The 17,559-nt window shown below is 53.5% G+C and carries 15 protein-coding genes; 9 read left to right on the forward strand and 6 right to left on the reverse strand.

The genetic code is table 11. The features are described from left to right. Positions 1–47: 47 nt before the first annotated feature. Together HV237_RS20590 and HV237_RS20595 are read right to left on the reverse strand one after the other, a co-directional pair. Positions 48–1,493, reverse strand: a complete 1,446-nt coding sequence (locus tag HV237_RS20590) for a tagaturonate reductase (protein WP_047358385.1) — start codon at positions 1,491–1,493, stop codon at positions 48–50. Positions 1,494–1,506: 13 nt separating this feature from the next. Continuing rightward, positions 1,507–2,529 carry a zinc-binding alcohol dehydrogenase family protein gene (locus tag HV237_RS20595; RefSeq protein ID WP_047358386.1) on the reverse strand — a complete coding sequence of 341 codons (1,023 nt, stop codon included), beginning with the start codon at positions 2,527–2,529 and terminating at the stop codon, positions 1,507–1,509. 137 nt (positions 2,530–2,666) lie between these two features. Here HV237_RS20595 and HV237_RS20600 point away from each other — a divergent pair, with 137 nt between their 5' ends. The 3 genes from HV237_RS20600 (at position 2,667) to HV237_RS20610 (ending at position 5,723) form a co-directional block, all read left to right on the forward strand. Then, positions 2,667–3,581, forward strand: a complete 915-nt coding sequence (locus HV237_RS20600) for a GntR family transcriptional regulator (protein WP_016151582.1) — start codon at positions 2,667–2,669, stop codon at positions 3,579–3,581. Positions 3,582–3,793: 212 nt separating this feature from the next. Then, positions 3,794–5,155, forward strand: a complete 1,362-nt coding sequence (locus HV237_RS20605) for an MFS transporter (protein WP_016155619.1) — start codon at positions 3,794–3,796, stop codon at positions 5,153–5,155. Positions 5,156–5,207: 52 nt separating this feature from the next. After that, positions 5,208–5,723 carry a GNAT family N-acetyltransferase gene (locus tag HV237_RS20610; RefSeq protein WP_047358387.1) on the forward strand — a complete coding sequence of 172 codons (516 nt, stop codon included), beginning with the start codon at positions 5,208–5,210 and terminating at the stop codon, positions 5,721–5,723. Between the two features lie 39 nt (positions 5,724–5,762). On the opposite strand, the gene tsr is transcribed toward HV237_RS20610, so the two are convergent. After that, on the reverse strand, positions 5,763–7,424 hold the full coding sequence (gene tsr, locus HV237_RS20615; protein ID WP_047358388.1) for a methyl-accepting chemotaxis protein: 1,662 nt from the start codon (positions 7,422–7,424) through the stop codon (positions 5,763–5,765). Positions 7,425–7,789: 365 nt separating this feature from the next. On the opposite strand from tsr, the gene btsT reads away from it, so the two are divergent. Genes btsT through yjiA form a run of 3 tightly spaced genes read left to right on the forward strand, consistent with a single transcriptional unit; the run spans position 7,790 to position 11,153 of the window. Next, entirely contained in the window at positions 7,790–9,940 is a 2,151-nt protein-coding gene (gene btsT, locus HV237_RS20620) for a pyruvate/proton symporter BtsT (protein ID WP_003830033.1), read from the forward strand. Between the two features lie 49 nt (positions 9,941–9,989). Then, positions 9,990–10,184, forward strand: coding sequence for a YbdD/YjiX family protein (locus HV237_RS20625; RefSeq protein ID WP_003830038.1), 195 nt, complete (start codon positions 9,990–9,992; stop codon positions 10,182–10,184). A 12-nt stretch (positions 10,185–10,196) separates the two neighbouring features. Next, the gene (gene yjiA, locus HV237_RS20630; protein WP_016151577.1) at positions 10,197–11,153 is read left to right on the forward strand and encodes a GTPase; all 957 of its coding nucleotides are present in this window, start codon (positions 10,197–10,199) and stop codon (positions 11,151–11,153) included. Positions 11,154–11,406: 253 nt separating this feature from the next. Here the strand turns inward: yjiA and HV237_RS20635 are convergent, their stop codons facing one another. Next, a complete protein-coding gene (locus HV237_RS20635; protein ID WP_065554586.1) occupies positions 11,407–12,777 on the reverse strand; it encodes a hypothetical protein in 1,371 nt (456 codons plus the stop codon). Between the two features lie 170 nt (positions 12,778–12,947). Further along, positions 12,948–13,112 (reverse strand): DUF1127 domain-containing protein, encoded by a 165-nt coding sequence (locus HV237_RS20640; RefSeq protein ID WP_016155606.1) that lies wholly within the window; start codon positions 13,110–13,112, stop codon positions 12,948–12,950. Positions 13,113–13,289: 177 nt separating this feature from the next. Here HV237_RS20640 and HV237_RS20645 point away from each other — a divergent pair, with 177 nt between their 5' ends. After that, positions 13,290–14,702, forward strand: a complete 1,413-nt coding sequence (locus tag HV237_RS20645; protein ID WP_047358390.1) for a PLP-dependent aminotransferase family protein — start codon at positions 13,290–13,292, stop codon at positions 14,700–14,702. 51 nt (positions 14,703–14,753) lie between these two features. Here the strand turns inward: HV237_RS20645 and HV237_RS20650 are convergent, their stop codons facing one another. Next, the gene (locus HV237_RS20650; RefSeq protein ID WP_047358391.1) at positions 14,754–15,668 is read right to left on the reverse strand and encodes an Rpn family recombination-promoting nuclease/putative transposase; all 915 of its coding nucleotides are present in this window, start codon (positions 15,666–15,668) and stop codon (positions 14,754–14,756) included. A 230-nt stretch (positions 15,669–15,898) separates the two neighbouring features. On the opposite strand from HV237_RS20650, the gene HV237_RS20655 reads away from it, so the two are divergent. Together HV237_RS20655 and HV237_RS20660 are read left to right on the forward strand one after the other, a co-directional pair. Further along, a complete protein-coding gene (locus HV237_RS20655) occupies positions 15,899–16,714 on the forward strand; it encodes an AraC family transcriptional regulator (protein WP_047358392.1) in 816 nt (271 codons plus the stop codon). Between the two features lie 48 nt (positions 16,715–16,762). After that, positions 16,763–17,413 (forward strand): LysE family translocator, encoded by a 651-nt coding sequence (locus tag HV237_RS20660; RefSeq protein ID WP_047358393.1) that lies wholly within the window; start codon positions 16,763–16,765, stop codon positions 17,411–17,413. The last annotated feature ends 146 nt before the right edge of the window (positions 17,414–17,559 follow it).

The raw sequence follows: 17,559 nt of genomic DNA on the forward strand, positions 1-17,559 counted from the left end.
TGAAAAAAAACAGCGCCCAACACCACACCGGGCGCTGCATGGCAACCTTATTCCAGACTTTTCACTGCCTGGCGCATACCCTGCACCAGAATCATTTCCAGGTTTGCCGTCACCTGCCCGGCAAGCCCGGGCAGCAACGTCAAATCTTCACCCCAGTGCGCCGCATCGCCGAGCACAGTATCCACCAGTTCACGCAGCGTTAAATCTTTGCCAACTCGCGGCCACAGACTGGCATACAGGCTAACCCACTGCTCATCATCCTGTATCGGATAGCGTTCTCCCTCCCGCTCAGCGCGATAAAACGCCAGCAGCGCCGCGAGGGCGAACGTTAACCGCACGGGCCAGCGCCCATTTTGCTGGCCCGCCAGCAGTTGCGGCAAAATTCGGGTACGGAATTTGGTCATCCCGTTAAGCGCAATGGAAAGCAACTGGTGACGAATGTAGGGGTTTTGAAAACGCCCGCTCACCGCGTCGGCAAATTCACGCAGTTCATCCGCCGGGAGACCCAATACCGGTATAATTTCCTCGCTAATCGCCCGCTCGATAAAGTGACGGACATCGGCATCCTGCATCGCTTCGCCGACGGTCTCCAGACCACACAGCCAGGCCACCGGCACCAACGACGTATGCGCGCCATTGAGAATGGCGACCTTACGCTCTTTGTACGGTTTAATATCGCTCACTACCCGAATGTTCAGCGGACACTGCGCCAGCTTCAGTTCCTCCGCCAGCCACTGCGGCCCCTGAATCACAAACAGGTAAAAATGCTCCGCGGTATCGAGAAACGCATCGTGATAGCCAAGCGTAGCTTCCAGCGCGGCGGCTTCTTCTCGCGGGTAGCCGGTGACAATGCGGTCGACCAGCGTGGAACAGAAGGTGTTTGCCGTCGCCACCCAGTCGGCAAACGCCGGGGGAAGCTGCCACTCCTGCGCATACTGCAGTACCAGCGTTTTGAGCGCCTCGCCGTTATAGTCGATAAGCTCGCACGGGATAATGACCCACCCCTTATCCACCGCGCCCTCAAAATGATTAAAACGCTCCAGCAGCAGACGCGTCAGTTTAGCCGGAAAGCTTACCGGCGGCGCATCATCGACCCGGTCTGCCGCGTGATAGCTAATTCCGGCTTCGGTGGTATTTGAAAACACAAAGCGAATATCCGCATTGTGGGCCAGCGCCAGATACGCCGCGAAGTCCTGATACGGATTGATTTCGTTATTCACCGAACGGATAAGCCGCGCCTCGCTCACCGCTTCGCCCTGCGAGTTTAGACCGCGAATAAGCGTGGTATACAGCCCGTCCTGGGTATTCAGCGACGGTGGAAAATCGCTATTGATCGGGCGAACGATGGTCACGCCAGCGTTCAGAAAGGTTTGCTCGTTGAGGATATCCAGTTGCCAGTCGACAAACGCCCGCAGGAAATTCCCTTCACCAAACTGGATCACGCGCGTTGGGTAGCTGGCACCCGGAAAATCACGTCGATTCAATGTCTTCATCACATTTACCCTCTCAGAACGTGATCACGCCTTTAATCAGTTCACGGTTGTTAATCACATCCCGTTCGTAGATTTCCGCCAGTGTGGCAAATGCGTAACGGTGCGTGAGCATCATGTCGGCGGTCAGTTTGCCTTCCGACATCAGGCGGCCCACTTTGGCGAAATCTTCCGGTGTGGCGTTGCGACTGCCCATCATGGTGGTCTCTTTCTTGTGGAACTCCGGATCGGAGAACTGCAAATCGCCTTTGAATAGCCCAACGAAAACAATGCTGCCGCCATGGCGAATCAAATTCACCGTGTTGTTCATCGCATGCTGATTGCCCGTGGCATCAATGACCTTTTGCGCCAGCGAACCACCAAACTGGTTACGCAACTGCGCATCAAAATCTTCAGCAGACGGATCGATAACCGGGAGCCCCAACCGGGAAACCACATGCTCCCGGCGAGCCGGACTGGTATCGGCGACCACCACCTGTGCGCCATCGGCTTTGGCAATCGCCGCCGCGCCCAGACCAATCGGACCGGCACCGACCACCAGCACCTGCTCACCCGGAGCCACTGCCGCCCGGCGTACCGCATGCGCGCTAATGGCATAAGGCTCAATCAGCGCCGCCGCCTGCGGATCAATTCCCTGCGCATCCAACAGGTTGGTGACCGGTACGGACAGGTATTCGCTGAAGCCGCCATCCTGATGCACGCCAATCACCGAAATCTTCTCGCAGCAGTTAGTGCGCCCGCTCAGACAGGCCGGACACTGCTGGCAGGCCACGTAAGGAATAACCGCCACCTGCTGACCATTTTTCAAATTCTGTATATTTTTGCCCAGCCCGACAATTTCCCCACATATTTCATGACCCAGCACACGTGGATAGCTGAAAAATGGCTGATTGCCGCCCCAGGCATGAATATCGGTACCGCAAATCCCGACTGATTTAATTTTTATTAATGCTTCACCCTCACCCGGAATAGGTATTTCACGCTCTTTCCAGACTAATTTTTTAGGTTCCTGGCAAATCAACGTATTCATCGTAGACATGATTCTGCTCTCCTGTTTTTTTGTTGCCTCAGATATCAACGAAAATAAAAAAGCCGGAGAAAGCAGAAACACAATCTGTGAATCCCAGCGCATAAAAATGTTTTAAATCGGGTTTTAATACGCAAAAAGGAGAAGCCATGAGCCGTTCACAGAACTTACGCCACAATGTGATTAACCAGATAATCGATGATATGGCGCGTGGTCATATCCCTTCCCCCCTCCCGTCGCAAAGCGCGCTGGCGGAGATGTACAACATCAGCCGCACCACCGTGCGCCATATGCTGAGCCACTTAGGCGAGTGCGGCGTGCTGACCCAGGTCGGCAGCCACTATGTCATCGTACGTAAACCCGACCATGACGACGGTTTTGCCTGTACCACCGCCTCCATGACTGAGCAAAACCGGATTTTTGAGCAGGCTTTTTTCACCATGATCAACCAGCGTCAGCTACGCGCAGGGGAGAGTTTCTCCGAACTACAGCTTGCCAGAGCTGCAGGGGTCAGCCCGGTGGTGGTGAGAGAATATCTTTTAAAATTCGAACGTTACAATCTGATCAAAAACGAAAAACGCGGCCATTGGAGCATGAAGCAGTTCGATCAGGCCTATGCGGAACAGCTGTTTGAACTCAGAGAGATGCTGGAAACCCATTCCCTGCAGCATTTTCTCAATCTGCCCGACGATGACCCGCGCTGGCTGCAGGCTAAAACACTGCTGGAGCGTCACCGGGTCCTGCGCGACAGCATCGGCAGCAGCTTTCGTATGTTCTCGCAGTTAGACCGTGAGTTTCATGCTTTACTGCTCTCCGCAGCAGATAATATATTTTTTAATCAATCACTTGAAATCATCTCCGTGATTTTCCACTTTCATTATCAGTGGGATGAAAGCGACCTCAAGCAGCGCAATATCATTGCCATTGATGAGCATATGACCATCCTCAGCGCACTGATTTGCCGCAGCGACCTGGATGCCACCCTGGCGCTCTGTAACCATTTGAATTCAGCCAAACAATCGATGATTCGCTCCATCAACCAAAGCCATAGCGCCGCTCATTAAGTACCGATAAAAAACAGCAAACCATTACCGGGAGCACGATTTTATAAAAATAAAAACGCCGGAAAAATACCGCTTGCCTATGCTCACGCTAAGTCGACTGCATTAAAAACTTTTGTGAGCGGTGATGAGCAAATTGATTCATCACTGGTATTTTTTCAATACTGCACAGCCCGGCTGTGTGAAAATAAATTATTGAGGTTCAGGAGTCCGGCGTGGAAAAAAATAATATTACCCTTGACCCGAGTTCTTCGTTTGGCACGTCGTCATCTGCGGATATTAACGTTCCGCCTGAGGGTATGGTGCAACGCAGTAGCCGAATAAAACGTATTCAGACCACAGCAATGATTTTATTATTTTTTGCTGCGGTGATTAATTATCTCGACCGCAGTTCACTGTCGGTCGCCAACTTAACGATTCGTGAAGAACTGGGGCTGAGCGCCACGCAAATCGGCGTACTGCTGTCAGTGTTTTCTCTCGCTTACGGTATTGCACAGCTGCCCTGCGGCCCGCTGCTGGATCGCAAAGGTCCGCGCATTATGCTGGGGCTGGGGATGTTCTTCTGGTCGCTGTTTCAGGCGATGTCTGGCATGGTTCACAGCTTCACTCAGTTTGTTCTCGTGCGTATCGGGATGGGGATCGGCGAAGCGCCCATGAACCCGTGCGGCGTAAAGGTCATCAACGACTGGTTTAACATCAAAGAGCGCGGTCGCCCAATGGGGTTATTCAACGCCGCTTCCACCATCGGTGTTGCCATTAGCCCGCCGATTCTGGCTGCCATGATGCTGGTGATGGGCTGGCGTTGGATGTTTATTACCATCGGCGTGCTGGGTATTTTCCTCGCCATCGGCTGGTACATGTTGTATCGCAACCGCGAGCAGATTGCGCTGAGCGCTACTGAACAAGCGTATCTGAACGCCGGTAGCGTCAATGCCCGCCGCGATCCGCTGAGCTTTGCCGAATGGCGCAGCCTGTTCCGCAACCGCACTATGTGGGGCATGATGCTGGGCTTTAGCGGCATCAACTACACCGCGTGGTTATATCTGGCGTGGCTGCCAGGCTACCTGCAAACCTCCTACAACCTGGATTTAAAAAGCACCGGATTAATGGCGGCGATCCCATTCCTGTTTGGCGCAGCCGGCATGTTAATTAACGGTTTTGTTACCGACTGGCTGGTGAAAGGCGGTATGGCACCGATTAAGAGCCGTAAGATTTGTATTATCGCCGGGATGTTCTGTTCTGCGGCCTTCACTTTCATCGTGCCGCAGGCCACAACGTCGATGGCCGCCGTATTACTGATCGGTATGGCGCTGTTCTGTATCCACTTCGCCGGCACCTCGTGCTGGGGTCTGATCCACGTAGCCGTCGCCTCACGCATGACCGCCTCCGTGGGCAGTATCCAGAACTTTGCCAGCTTTATCTGCGCGTCGTTTGCACCAATCGTCACCGGATTTATTGTTGATACCACCAACTCTTTCCGTCTGGCGCTAATCATCTGTGGCTGCGTCACCATGGTGGGAGCCCTCGCCTACATCTTCCTGGTGCGCCAACCCATCAGCGATCCGCGTAAAGATTAATCCTCATGATGCCCGATAACACCGCGCTTATCGGGCATGTTATGCTCGACAAATGAACATCACCTTACGCTCCACCACTCTGGCAGAAACTGCCGCTCTTCCCGCCATCGAACGATCTGCGGGGCAACGTTTTTTACTCATCCCCGAACTGGCGTGGATTGCTGACGACCAGATTATATCGGTTGACCAGCATCGGGCATTTGCCGCTGCTGGCATGAGCTGGCTGGCGCAGGTCGACGAGCATCCGGTCGGTTTTTTAGTTGCCGAAACACTGGGGTCATCGCTGTTTATTGCTGAACTTTCACTGCATCTGGAGTGGCAGGGAAAAGGTATTGGTCGCAGATTGATTGGCTATGTTGCCGAACAGGCGCGCGAGAAAGGTTATACATCGCTCACGCTGACCACCTTCCGTGATGTGCCGTGGAATGCGCCATTGTACGCACGATTGGGGTTTGAAATGCTGGCTGACGAGACGCTTCCTGCACTGCTGCGCCAGAAAAGAGAAGACGAAGCGGCGCACGGGCAGACGTACGAACTACGCTGCGCCATGCGCCTGATGCTGCGTTAATTGCCCGCGGGCGACTACGCCTTATCGGGCATTACCAACTTAGAACGTTTCCCAGTTATCCCCGGCATCCGTTACCGCAGCTTTTCGCGGCTGGACCGTTGAAACCGGTTTAGCGGCAGCAACGTCACGCGCGCGCTGTTGGTCATGCTGAATACGGAACACGGCAACGGCCTGGGTCAGGCGGCTGGCCTGCTCTTCCAGCGCCGCAGCGGCGGCGGCGGATTCTTCCACCAGCGAGGCGTTCTGCTGCGTCACACGATCCATCTCAGCAACGGCCAGACCGACCTGGTCGATACCGCGGCTCTGTTCATCAGAAGCAGAGGCGATTTCACCCATGATATCGGTCACGCGGGTTACCGCATTGACGATCTCATCCATGGTTTCACCAGCGCTTTCTACCAGCGTTGAACCCACATCCACACGGCTGACCGAGTCTTCAATCAGGCTCTTGATCTCGCGCGCGGCCTGCGCACTACGCTGGGCCAGGTTACGAACTTCACCCGCAACCACCGCAAAACCACGGCCCTGCTCGCCCGCACGCGCAGCTTCTACCGCGGCGTTGAGCGCCAGAATGTTGGTCTGGAAGGCAATGCCGTCGATGACGCTGATAATGTCGGCGATTTTCTGCGAACTGGAAGCGATGTCGCGCATGGTTTGCACCACGTTATCCACCACTTTGCCGCCTTTTTGCGCGGTTTCAGAAGCGCTTAGGGCCAGATGGCTGGCCTGACGCGCGTTTTCGGCGTTCTGCTTCACGGTCGCCGTCAGCTGTTCCATGCTGGCTGCGGTTTCTTCCAGAGATGCAGCCTGCTGCTCGGTACGCGAGGAGAGATCGTTGTTGCCCATCGCAATCTCGCTGGCCCCGCTGTAAATCGCGTTGGCACCGTTACGCACATCACCCACGGTGTTCATCAGCTCACCCTGCATGTGACGCAGACTTTCCGCCAGTTGGCCAATCTCGTTGGAACCTTCCACCTCAATACGCTTCACCAGGTCGCCGCTGGCGATATGACGAATGCTGTCGATCAGACGGTTCATTGGGGAGATAAGAGTCAGTTTGATGCCGAACCAGACCGCAATAATTGCCGCCAGTACGGTAATCAGTACACAGACTAGTACCCACATCGCCTGGCTGTAAGAGCTGTTGTTATCTGCTACCGCATTGTCATACAGGTGATCGTTCTGCTGCATGTAGTTGATGTATGTCTTCTCAAAACCATCCTGATAGCTCTGCGTGGGTTGATCAAAGAACGCATTGATCTTCCCGTCACCCAGTAACTGGATCAGCTCCGCCAGCGCGCCGTGATAGATGTCATAGGTGCGGTTGATCTCCTGGAACGCGGCTTCACTTTGACGCGGATCGCGCGGGAGCGACTCGTAAATCGCCCAGTTTTTTTCCGTCAGTTTCAGCGCCGTGCTGGCTACCTGCATCAGCTCAGCAACGGTCGCACCGCTGCCGATATTGCTCTGATCCATCATGTAGCGAATACCCGCCCGGTTCAGGGTATTACGCGTTTGCAGCAGCTCAACCCAGGTGGCGTTCAGCGCAGACTGCTGCTGGCGAATGGTTTGCAGAACGGTAAAGTTCTCTTTGTCATTCTTAAGTGAGTTAAAAAACAAGCCGCCGGAGGCGAGCTGTAAAAGGCCAAATAGCGCCAATACCAGCAGTAAGCTGGTAACAATCTTCATTCGTTTTAACATGTTTTCTCTTTCCGCTAGACAGATGTCAGAATTTTCGGCCTGGAAAGGGAAAACTTTATGAAATTTGTGCTAGTTGAATCGATCTCAGCATCGACGATTCGTCGATCCACGCCGTCTGCCAAAGCGCTAAGCGGGTTTATTAGTGATCTCAATCACATAAATATACCCGTTAGTCCCCATTGCTTACCGCTCACTGACACTTGGGACCGCTTAAGCTGACATACAACCGCTCACTTATTTACCTTACTTTACGCGCGTATTTCTCTGGCAAGATCCCCCCAACATAGCAGTCAATTTACCTCCTCAAACACAAGATCAAACCCACGCGGCTTCGGCCAATTATTAATTAGATACCAGGTTTTACTATGGATACGAAAAAGATATTCAAGCACATACCCTGGGTGATTCTCGGAATCATCGGTGCATTCTGCCTCTCGGTAGTGGCATTACGTCGGGGTGAGCACATCAGTGCCCTGTGGATCGTGGTCGCCTCAGTTTCTGTTTATCTGGTGGCCTATCGTTACTACAGTCTGTACATCGCCCAAAAGGTGATGAAACTTGACCCGACGCGTGCCACGCCGGCGGTCATCAACAATGACGGTCTGAACTACGTTCCAACCAACCGTAACGTATTGTTTGGCCACCACTTTGCCGCTATCGCAGGTGCAGGTCCGCTGGTTGGGCCGGTACTGGCCGCGCAGATGGGCTATCTGCCCGGTACGCTGTGGCTGCTGGCGGGTGTCGTGCTGGCCGGTGCGGTGCAGGACTTCATGGTGCTGTTTATCTCTTCACGCCGTAACGGCGCATCGCTGGGTGAGATGATCAAAGAAGAGATGGGCCCGATCCCGGGAACCATTGCGCTGTTCGGCTGCTTCTTAATCATGATCATCATCCTTGCGGTACTGGCGCTGATCGTGGTGAAAGCGCTGGCTGAAAGCCCGTGGGGTGTGTTCACCGTCTGCTCAACCGTACCTATCGCGCTATTCATGGGGATCTACATGCGATTCCTGCGACCGGGTCGTGTGGGCGAAGTGTCGGTGATTGGTATTGTGCTGCTAGTTGCGTCCATCTACTTCGGCGGCGTGATTGCTCACGACCCGTACTGGGGCCCGGCGCTGACCTTTAAAGACACCACCATTACCTTTACCCTGATCGGCTACGCGTTTATCTCTGCGCTGCTGCCGGTATGGCTGATCCTCGCGCCGCGCGACTATCTGGCTACCTTCCTGAAAATCGGCGTTATCGTCGGTCTGGCGGTGGGGATTGTTATCCTCAACCCGGAACTGAAAATGCCGGCGATGACTCAGTACGTTGATGGTACTGGTCCGCTGTGGAAAGGCGCTCTGTTCCCGTTCCTGTTCATCACCATCGCGTGTGGTGCGGTATCTGGCTTCCACGCGCTGATCGCTTCTGGTACCACACCGAAGCTGCTGGCCTGTGAAACCGACGCGCGCTTTATCGGTTACGGCGCCATGCTGATGGAATCCTTCGTGGCGATTATGGCGCTGGTTGCCGCGTCCATCATCGAACCGGGTCTGTACTTCGCAATGAACACCCCGCCAGCAGGCCTTGGCATCACCATGCCGAACCTGCATGAAATGAGCGGCGAGAACGCCCCGCTGATTATGGCGCAGTTGAAAGACGTAACCGCACATGCGGCGGCGACCGTCAGCTCCTGGGGCTTCGTCATTTCGCCTGAGCAGATCCTGCAGACCGCGAAAGACATCGGTGAACCGTCCGTTCTGAACCGCGCAGGTGGCGCGCCGACGCTGGCCGTTGGTATCGCTCACGTGTTCCACAAAGTGCTGCCGATGGCTGATATGGGCTTCTGGTACCACTTCGGTATTCTGTTTGAAGCACTGTTCATCCTGACCGCACTGGATGCCGGTACCCGTTCTGGCCGCTTTATGCTGCAGGATTTACTGGGGAACTTCGTTCCGTTCCTGAAGAAAACCGACTCTCTGGTTGCGGGTATCATCGGTACTGCGGGCTGCGTAGGCCTGTGGGGTTACCTGCTGTATCAAGGCGTTGTTGACCCGCTGGGCGGCGTTAAGAGCCTGTGGCCGCTGTTCGGTATCTCTAACCAGATGCTGGCTGCCGTGGCACTGGTTCTGGGCACCGTGGTACTGGTTAAAATGCAGCGCACCAAATACATCTGGGTTACCGTTGTTCCGGCAGTATGGCTGCTTATCTGCACCACCTGGGCGCTGGGTCTGAAACTGTTCAGCACCAACCCGCAGATGGAAGGCTTCTTCTTCATGGCGAATCAGTACAAAGAGAAGATTGCTAACGGCGGCGAACTGACCGCTCAGCAGATTGCCAACATGAACCACATCGTCGTCAACAACTACACCAACGCAGGCCTGAGTATTCTGTTCCTGGTGGTGGTGTACAGCATCATTTTCTACGGGTTCCGTACCTGGCAGAAAGCCCGCGCCATCAACGGTCGCTCTGATAAAGAGACGCCGTATGTACCGGTGCCGGAAGGCGGCGTGAAGACCTCTTCACATCACTAACCGTATTCAGCCCCGCTTCGGCGGGGCTTTTCGCTTATCAGGATTGTTTATGTTTGGTACTTTAGGTCAGGCAAAAAAATACCTCGGTCAGGCGGCAAAGATGCTGATTGGCATTCCGGACTACGACAACTACGTCGAGCACATGAAGACCAACCATCCCGATAAGCCGTACATGACCTACGAAGAATTCTTCCGCGAGCGCCAGGAAGCCCGCTACGGTAGCGGCGGAAGCAGTTGCTGTTAGAAGGAGAAATGAATGACCCCGATTGCAGTTACCCTACTCACCGGTTTTCTTGGCGCGGGTAAAACCACCCTGCTGCGCCATATTCTCAACGAGCAGCACGGCTATAAGATTGCCGTTATCGAAAACGAATTCGGCGAAGTCTCGGTGGACGATCAGCTGATTGGCGACCGCGCCACGCAGATCAAAACCCTGACCAACGGCTGCATTTGCTGTACCCGCTCCAGTGAGCTGGAAGACGCACTGTTAGATCTGCTCGACAACCTCGACAAAGGCGCCATCCATTTCGACCGTTTGGTGATCGAGTGCACCGGCATGGCCGACCCCGGCCCGATTATTCAGACCTTTTTCTCCCATGAAGTGATTTGCGAACGCTACCTGTTGGACGGTGTGATTGCGCTGGTTGACGCGGTACATGCCGACGAGCAGATGAACCAGTTCACCATCGCCCAGTCACAGGTAGGCTACGCTGACCGCATCCTGCTGACCAAAACCGACGTGGCGGGTGAAAGCGAGAAACTGCGTGAGCGCCTGGCGCGCATCAACGCCCGCGCCCCGGTGTATACCGTCACGCATGGTGATATCGACCTCTCCTTGCTGTTCGATACCAACGGTTTCATGCTCGAGGAGAACGTGGTCAGCGCCAAACCGCGCTTCCACTTTATCGCCGACAAGCAAAATGATATCTCCTCGATCGTCGTCGAGCTGGATTACCCGGTAAACATCAGTGACGTGTCGCGGGTAATGGAAAATCTGCTGCTGGAATCCGCCGAGAAGCTGCTGCGCTACAAAGGCATGCTGTGGATTGACGGCGAGCCGAACCGCCTGCTGTTCCAGGGCGTTCAGCGTCTGTACAGCGCCGACTGGGATCGCCCGTGGGACGACGAACAACCCCACAGCCTGCTGGTGTTTATCGGTATTAACCTGCCGGAAGACGAGATCAGAGCCGCGTTTGCGGGATTGAAGAAGTAACCCTCATTCTGGATTGCCCGATGGCACTCATCGGGCATCAACTCACTATTTCTTATTTTGCTCGCGCAGCATCGCTTCGCGCAAAATGGCATTAAGGCGCAGCCGCCATCCGACACTCATCCCCTACTCAATCGGTAATCACAAACCGCAACACTGCACAACAGTTCAGAATCCTTCGCACCAGAAAAAACATCGGCAGCATTGTCACCTTACGGGAAGACGGCATCTACGTTAATATCGACCTGAACCGCATTTACTCAGGAAGATCCGTCAGCGTATTTACGTCGAGCGGAATAGTGCTCTTACCTTTGAAAGGATGCGCAACCTCTCCTTGGCCTGTCAGGTCACGATGCATTGTTGGTTTTGCAATTACCGTCTGCTTTTGTGCCGCAGGCTTCACAGACGGCGGCCTTTCCGCAGTAGTATCCAGTACAGAGGGTTCATGCAACGGTGTGGAGGCCTCTACTGCCGGAATAAACAATGGGTTAAACGCGATAAATCCACTAACACTGCTGCTTATCGCACTGTAGCCAATGGCTATCGGATGTGGGAATGTTTGTACCATTGAAACTCCCATACTGGAAACGCTGGTGACGGTTCCCGAAGCTCCGGGGGCAGAAGGTGTCATTGACTGCGCCAGTTGATACATAGATTTTTGCAGAGCAGCAAGCTGGGCCTGTAACGACTGCCCATTTTGGTTCTCTGGTGCAGAGCCACTGGAGCCTCCACTGCTGCTACTGGCACCGACAGAGGGTTTAATTTTCACCAGTTCGTTTTCAATATCCTGTGCTTGTTTTGATAATTCTACCAGCCTGGCAACCGTTGCCGAGCCCTGCATGCTAAATCCTTTATCAGACGTGATTGAAACATTAATACGTCTGGTATAATAGACATCTGTTACAAAAACAATACCCGGTTTTAGATCTCTATATTGTGAATTACGCGAACGCAACCCATTAATTCTGGCGTTCATCACCTCTTGCAGATAATAAAGATCGTAAATATTATTAATTGATAATGAATGTCGATACTCACGATACTTTTGCAAAGCACGCCGCAGATCGATGCTGATCATTTCAGCATTAGGTACCGAATATGAGACAGTATAATTCGCTTTTCCTCCGGCCTCACCAGTTATGCCCCATGCTCCTGTCGGAACATTGATACCTAAAGCCCCTTCAGTTGAGGACGCAAATGTAAAACCAGGAAATGCCACAACACCATTAATACGCTTTTTGCTTTCGGGATAGGGGTAGAAAGGTTCAGGTATGCTCTTTCCTCCCTTGCCATCAGACATTGTTCCCGTCAGCGGCAATTCTATGACCTGCTGTTCATTACTCAGTTCTTTGCTCATATCTACGTGATCGTAGCGCAACGGTCTGATCATATAATACTCTGCAGGTAAGCGATTTATCGTTTTGTCGCCAGCAATCGGGACAATATAAATATCTCCGGGGAAGAAGCGTTCCCTTGGTGGATATAGCGGATAAATCCCCAACTGGCTGGTATTTTTTGACCACTCTTGCGCTACCACTCCCGGTTTATTACTAGTACAACTCGCCGCCATCATTACGGCACCAGACATCAATACAAAATATAAACCCCGCGTAATTTTTATTTTCATTTCCGCATTCCCCCTACGACTCTAAGGTAAGGTTAAGCGTTGAATAAACCCTTTTATGTCATAAGATCGTCTTGTCTTATTCTGGTAAATCATTCGCAAGTGGTATTTTTTAATGAGCAGGTTGAAAAAACATCTCAACCTGCTCCAGACATCTGTAAATTAGCAACGATTCACTCCACCTGATCGCGTCGCAGCCCGACGTCCCGCAGCCGCTCATTACTCATCTGTTGCAGTACGCGCCGCGTTTGCGCCCGTAACCGCCACGCCTTATATGCCCGCCAGATCAGAACAAACCCAATAAATGGCTGCTTTGCTTTATTCTCATGAAATTCCATACCTTGCCTCCCCGCCTTGTCTGAGGTTTTATCTTCACGGATTTGGCCCTAAGCAATACAGACTCACAAAGTACTTTTATTTAACATACAGATTGGTTAAAAAGAGTTCTGCATCGCTTTTTTCACGCCAATCTGTACTGGTTTTTTAATCTGTATGGTACCCATAAGGGATACAGCATGACGCGTTACCAACATCTGGCCAATCTGCTGGCCGAACGCATTGAGCAGGGGTTGTATCGCCATGGCGAAAAACTGCCTTCGGTACGTAACCTGAGTCAGGAGCACGGGGTCAGTATCAGCACCGTCCAGCAGGCGTATCAGATGCTGGAACAGCGGCAACTGATCACCCCGCAGCCGCGTTCCGGTTATTTTGTCGCGCCGCAAAAAGCGCTGCCGCCCGTACCGCCGATGTCACGCCCGGTGCAGCGTCCGGTCGAGATAACGCAGTGGGATCTGGTGCTGGATATGCTAAAAGGGCATAGCGATAAATCTGTGATCCCCTTCAGCAGCGGCGCACCAGATGTCAGTCAACCGAGCCTGAAACCGCTCTGGCGCGAGCTCAGCCGCGTAGTGCAGCATAATCTGAAGGCGGTACTGGGGTACGACAAGCTTCCCGGCAGCCAGGATCTGCGCCAGCAGATCGCCCGTCTGATGCTGGATAGCGGTTCAGTCCTCAACGCCGATGATATTGTGATAACCAACGGGAGCCAGAGCGGAATGTCGCTGGCGCTGCTGGCGGTTTGTCAGCCAGGAGACATTGTCGCCGTTGAATCACCCACCTACTACGGCACAATGCAGCTACTGCGCGGCCTGGGGATCAAGGTGATTGAGATCCCAACCGATCCGGATACCGGGATCAGCATTGAAGCGCTGGAGCTGGCGCTGGATCAGTGGCCGATTAAAGGCGTGCTGCTGGTTCCCAACTGCAACAACCCTCTCGGGTTCATTATGCCGGATGCGCGTAAGCGGGCGGTGCTCGCCCTCGCCCAGCGTCACGACATCGTCATTTTTGAAGATGATGTGTATGGCGAACTGGCCACAGAGTATCCGCGCCCGCGTACGATCCACTCCTGGGACAGTGACGGCCGGGTAATACTCTGCAGTTCGTTTACCAAATCCGTAGCCCCCGGACTGCGCGTGGGTTGGGTGGTTCCCGGTCGCTATTACAACAAACTGCTACACATGAAGTACGCCGTCATTGGTACTAACGTTCCCGCTACGCAGTTGGCAGCAGCCTCCTTTGTGCGCGAAGGTCATTACCATCGGCATATCCGGCGTATGCGCCAGATTTATCAGCGTAATATGGAGATCTACACCTGCTGGGTACGAGAATATTTTCCCTGCGGGATCTGCGTCACTCGACCGAAAGGCGGCTTTATGCTGTGGGTCGAGCTGCCGCTCCAGGTCGATATGGTCTGCGTCGCTAAGCAGCTCTGTCGCCTGAAAATCCAGGTCGCACCGGGATCGCTGTTCTCCGCATCCGGAAAGTATCGCAACTGCGTACGCATCAACTGCGCGTTGCCGCCAAACGAGAAGCATCAGGAAGTGATGCAAAAGCTCGGCGAGGCGGTAAAGATGGCGATAGAGTAAACCGGACCGCCCGGTGATTTCGGCCAGACGATTATGCGATTTAACTCATATCTAATGACTTAAACCCTGAATATCTTCTGCGGAAAGCCGGGTAATTTTTTGTACCGTGCAGATATCAATACCGTCTGCCAGCATGGTGCGGGCAATACGGAGCGCCTCATCACGTCGCCCTTCCTGTAACCCTTCCAGCCTGCCTTTTTGTAGCCCTGCCTCATGCAATCTGTCGGCGATCGTCATCAAATGCTCCTTATACTGCGGTGAACGTTCGGCAACCTCACGAATAAACTCACTGAATCGAGGCGCATCGCCAGTTCGTAAAATATAATTAAACAGCGTCTTTATCTGGCTGTCATTAGTCAGTCCGGTAAGTAGCAGGGAAACAATTTGCTCGACCAGCCCCATAAGGTCGCGCTGACGAATATGTTTTTGGATTAACTCCAGCAGCGCCATACGTCGATGCTGCACAATTTCGTCATCCGGGATAACCGTAATATCCACCAGCGGAAACGCCACAGCATACAGCTGACGAGCCAGCTTCGGGTTGGCAAACTCGTCCAACCAGCATAGGGAATAAGGATATGGGCTTTTCGCACCGTGATAGAACAACATCGGCACCACCAGCGGTAATTGCTGATGCCCGGCATCTAAATGCTTCTGCATGGCCGCTACCGCGTAACGCATCAACCTGAATGCCATATGCGCATCCGGTGTGCTTTGGTGTTCAATCACCACATAAACATAGCCATCACCTTCCGTCGTTTTCACGGACCACAACACATCGGAATAGTGCGCACGTAAATCCTCTTCAATGAAACTATCCGGCTTGAGTTTCAGCGTCTGAAAATCGCAAAGTTCGCGCAGCGAAGCGGGAAGATGTATTTGTAGAAAATCCCGAGCTGTCTCAGGGTGGCGCAAAAACGTTTTAAAGACCGCATCATGCGGGGTGGAAGTCGGTGCTTTGTTCATGGCGATCCATCACCTGGAAATAAGATGCCGTGACTGTAGCGCTGGTAAACCACACCCTCACCTGTAACTTTCTCTCTTTGCGAGACGATTTCCGGGATAAAAACGCCCCTTTGTAACGTCTGCATTTGTCTGGAACGCATCACGCAGAATCACGACCTCAATGCACATTCCCGCTTTTTCACCGCAGGGCCTGTGCTATAACAAGTCATCACTTTCATGGAGGACACGATGTGACGCATACCCGAGATATTCCACAATCGTTCTGGCGTGATGAGCAACTGCCGTGGCTGGAGCTGCGCAGCACCTGGCGCAGCCAGCAGGCCTATAAGCACCATCACCACTCTCAGCTCTCGATTGGGGCAATTCTCGAGGGAGGAACCTGCTGCCTGTGCGATGACAAGGAATACCATCTGAAGGTGGGCGATCTCATTGTGATCCCACCACTGACACCTCACAGCTGTAATCCCGTCAACGGGCAATTTCGCAGCTATCACATGCTTTATCTTGATACCCGGTGGTGTCTTGCCCATCTGCCTGCGCTGAACAGCAATCAACGGCTTTGCACGCGCACTCCTGTTATCCGCGATCCGCAATTATTCCAGTGCTACATGCACCTTGTGGCGCTCATGCCGCAACGGCAAACGACGCAGATAACTGATGCTGCACAAGCATTGCTGCGCTCGCTGCCATTGCAGTCGGTAACACCTGAAAACCTAAGCGTCACCAGCCAGTATCTGCGCAAGCGGTTGCAGTCCAGTCTGCTCTCCCCACCCTCGTTGGATGAGCTGGCAGATGAGTGTCACATGCGTAAAGAGACGCTGATTCGGACCTTTAAGCAGGACACCGGGCTGACGCCGGGAAATTATCTGAACATCATGCGGATTGACTATGCCCGTCAGCGGCTACGGGCCGGGGACGAGATTGTCGATGTCGGCTACCAGAGCGGGTTTGCCGACCAGAGCCATTTCCATCGCACCTTTGTTCGCTACACAGCAGCCACACCGCGCCAGTACGCACTGGGACGATCAATATCAGACAATAATTAGCGTTGCGTCAGGCGTACGCTGATCTCTGTTTCATTTTCTGAGGTCGCTATGTCGCTGCTTGCTGAACTTTTTCCGTCTGCTTTTCCCGCGCTGGCGCTGGCGCATTTTGTTGCACTACTCAGCCCAGGGCCGGACTTCTTTTTACTGGTCGGTTACGCCGTACGTTACCGGATGCGCGGCAGCGCCGGACTGTGCGTGGGGATCGCCATCGGCAACGGGCTGTATATTCTGCTGGCGATTATTGGTTGGGGGATCCTGCGCCAGCTTCCCCTGCTGTTTACGGTTATTGAGCTGCTGGGCGCGCTCTATTTATTATGGATTGGCAGCCTGCTTATACGCAGCCGCCCGCAAACCCTGACCGGAGCAGACGCCCAGTCTACCTGTCCAGGATTTGGTAAACAGCTGCTGCTGGGATTAGGCTCGTCGCTGCTCAACCCAAAAAATGCGCTGTTCTATCTGGCGCTGATGACCGCCCTGCTCGGCCCGTCGGTGACGCTGCTGCAACAAACCATGAGCGGGATCTGGATGACCAGCGTGGTGTTGTTCTGGGATCTGCTGATCGTGATGTTCATCGGCTTACCGCAGATCCAGCGACGGTTAACCAGAGGGATATTGTGGATCGAGCGTATCGCCGGCGGCGTATTGATCGTCTTCGGTTGTGCAATCGCGCTGCGTTTTCTGCAGAGCGTCACTTTCTGATAAGCGTGACGATTTTCTGCAAATAAAGCGGATAAACTCGTTTAATTAATATCCAATCCGCATTACACTTTGGGTGGCTATTATCCATTCAACCAATTCTTCCCGAGGTGCGATGTGCTGATTGTTACCTGTAATCGTTACGTTTT

The sequence above is a fragment of the Citrobacter sp. RHBSTW-00570 genome, assembly GCF_013739755.1.
GTDB lineage: Bacteria > Pseudomonadota > Gammaproteobacteria > Enterobacterales > Enterobacteriaceae > Citrobacter > Citrobacter braakii.